The sequence below is a fragment of the Siminovitchia fortis genome, from assembly GCF_007681465.1.
Classification (GTDB): Bacteria; Bacillota; Bacilli; order Bacillales; family Bacillaceae_C; genus Siminovitchia; species Siminovitchia fortis.
The window spans coordinates 1-1437 of the sequence record NZ_VEKZ01000138.1 but is presented as its reverse complement, the minus strand read 5'-3'; the positions used below and the strand labels follow the sequence as shown (position 1 = coordinate 1437).

The following is a 1437-nucleotide window of genomic DNA, read 5'->3' as shown; positions in this document are numbered from 1 at the left end:
CTGCCACCGTGTCCGGTAGAGGTCGCTGATTTCCTGTGCGTTTATTTTTGCGTCATTGCACACGATGGAAACCTTGTTACCCCTGCTGTCCACGGTTTCTACCAAGCGGAGGGGGTGTTTCATATTGCCGATTTTGACAACGGCATCCCGGGTGATCGGAGATGACGGATCGACAGGCAGTTCCTCAATGACATGTACATTCGTATTGCTTTTAATCCGGGTGACAAACCGAATCCCATTTTGGCAATAGAAATCAAACTTTTCAAAGTTATAGTACCCCCGATCGAATACGTGGAGGGCATCTTTATCTATTACGATTAATGCATCCAGCTGTATTTCATCTGCCGGCCGGGCAGGAGTGATAATCAATTTGTCCAAATAGGACTCCCCTTCACAAAAAACAATGGATGTATGCATTTTGACACCAGCTTTGGTGTTTCGAAAATCCGCCCATACATGTTGACTTAAGCACATGGAAAGGGTTGAGGAATCAATCAGATGAATCTTCCCAAGCAATTGGTCGGCCTTTTTTGGCCCGTATATCTGGTGCAGTTTTTGAACCAGATGCCGCATGATACTTTCGAAAATCTCGGACGGAATATCTCCAAGCTTTCGAGAGAGCTGGGATTTACTGATACTTTCGATACCGATTTGTCTTTGTACGGTCTTCTTCCGGTTTACATGCTCACTGATCCGTTCCAGACTGCGCAAGCCTTTCAACTGGGCATAGATAAAAAGGTTGGTAAATGTAAGAAAGTCGAGTTTTTTAACATACCGGTCTATTTGCGCATGATCGACCATTTTTTGAATGACTTTCGAATCTAATGGACAGCCTTGAAGAGTAAAAATTCTTCGAGATAAATTTACTTATTTCTCCCCCTAGATTTTGATAAATATGGGATAATTTAGCTATATTTATCATGATTTGGGGGGATTTATGGATGGTTACAAGAAAAGAAAAACGGCAAAGAGAAAAAAATAAAAACTTTTTCTTCGAGTTCCTCAAAATCCAGCATCATTTCTTTGATGATTTTACAGAAACACTAAAAAAGGTGGGAGATCCAAGGCATCAAAGCTATATCACTTATGGACCGGAGACGATTCTATACACGATTCTCCTGAAATATGCATTTGGCATCGATTCAATGAGAAGCATGACGGAGCGCTTCAACAAGGAAGAGTGCATTGAGAATGTAAAAAAGGCTTTGGATTTAGAAGAGCTTGAAGAGCTGCCCCATTACGATACGATCAATGACTTTTTATCGAAACTGGATGGCGAGAAACTGGAGAAAGTCAGAACATACATGATTAAGGCACTTCTTAAAAAAAGATGCTTTGAATCATATCGGATTTCGGATAAATATTGGCCCATTGTTGTAAAGAATCACTTTGTTCCGTCAAAAACAGGCCTTCTTTATTCAAATTCCTTCAGCGTGA

2 protein-coding genes are annotated in these 1437 nt (G+C 40.9%); one reads left to right on the top strand and one right to left on the bottom strand.

What is annotated here, in order from left to right:
- A partial coding sequence (locus FS666_RS19245) for an IS4 family transposase (RefSeq protein WP_144598625.1) occupies positions 1–801 on the bottom strand: 801 nt, incomplete at its 3' end.
- A 140-nt stretch (positions 802–941) separates the two neighbouring features.
- Between FS666_RS19245 and FS666_RS19240 the strand changes: the two genes are divergently transcribed.
- Positions 942–1437 (top strand): transposase family protein (locus tag FS666_RS19240; RefSeq protein WP_244943979.1); only part of this gene is annotated, 496 nt, incomplete at its 3' end.